Source organism: Cryptosporangium minutisporangium (assembly GCF_039536245.1).
Classification (GTDB): domain Bacteria; phylum Actinomycetota; class Actinomycetes; order Mycobacteriales; family Cryptosporangiaceae; genus Cryptosporangium; species Cryptosporangium minutisporangium.
In genome coordinates this window covers 1-1,221 of sequence record NZ_BAAAYN010000110.1, presented here as the reverse complement: position 1 = coordinate 1,221, position 1,221 = coordinate 1, and the positions used below count along the sequence as shown (strand labels likewise).

At 53.1% G+C, this 1,221-nt stretch carries 1 protein-coding gene; it reads right to left on the bottom strand.

The features are described from left to right. Positions 1-147 precede the first annotated feature (147 nt). Complete coding sequence (locus ABEB28_RS42315; RefSeq protein WP_000019473.1) at positions 148-1,128, bottom strand: IS5-like element ISKpn26 family transposase; 981 nt, start codon at positions 1,126-1,128, stop codon at positions 148-150. Positions 1,129-1,221: the final 93 nt, after the last annotated feature.

Genomic DNA, 1,221 nt, shown 5'->3' with positions numbered 1-1,221 from the left:
GGAAAGTGCGAATAAGCAGGTCATTTCTTCCCAAGCTGACTCGTTGATTAAAATTTCGCGGATCTGGGCCGATTTTTTTCCCGCAAACACATCGAATCAGCCTATTTAGGCTATTTTTTCCACCATTTCTGGCGTTATTTCCGGTTTTTACTGAGATCTCTCCCACTGACGTATCATTTGGTCCACCCGAAACAGGTTGGCCAGGGTGAATAACATCGCCAGTTGGTTATCGTTTTTCAGCAGCCCTTTGTATCTGGCTTTCACGAAGCCGAACTGCCGCTTGATGATGCGAAACGGGTGCTCCACCCTGGCACGGATGCTGGCTTTCATGTATTCGATGTTGATGGCCGTTTTGTTCTTGCGCGGATGCTGCTTCAAGGTTTTTACCTTGCCGGGACGCTCGGCGATCAGCCAGTCCACATCCACCTCGGCCAGCTCCTCGCGCTGTGGCGCTCCTTGGTAGCCGGCATCGGCTGAGACAAATTGCTCCTCTCCATGAAGCAGATTACCCAGCTGATTGAGGTCATGCTCGTTGGCCGCGGTGGTGACCAGGCTGTGGGTCAGGCCACTCTTGGCATCGACACCAATGTGGGCCTTCATGCCAAAGTGCCACTGATTGCCTTTCTTGGTCTGATGCATCTCCGGATCGCGTTGCTGCTCTTTGTTCTTGGTAGAGCTGGGTGCCTCAATGATGGTGGCATCCACCAAAGTGCCTTGGGTCATCATGACGCCTGCTTCGGCCAGCCAGCGATTGATGGTCTTGAACAATTGACGGGCCAGTTGATGCTGCTCGAGCAGGTGGCGGAAATTCATGATGGTGGTGCGATCCGGCAGGGCGCTATCCAGGGATAATCGGGCAAACAGGCGCATGGAGGCGATTTCGTACAGGGCATCTTCCATGGCACCGTCGCTCAGGTTGTACCAATGCTGCATGCAGTGAATACGCAGCATGGTCTCCAGCGGATAGGGCCGTCGGCCATTGCCCGCCTTGGGATAAAACGGCTCGATGACTTCCACCATGTTTTGCCATGGCAGAATCTGCTCCATGCGGGAGAGGAAAATCTCTTTTCGGGTCTGACGGCGCTTAGTGCTGAATTCACTATCGGCGAAGGTGAGTTGATGGCTCATGATGTCCCTCTGGGATGCGCTCCGGATGAATATGATGATCTCATATCAGGAACTTGTTCGCACCTTCCTTAACGGTTTGTGCGCTTAAATTAT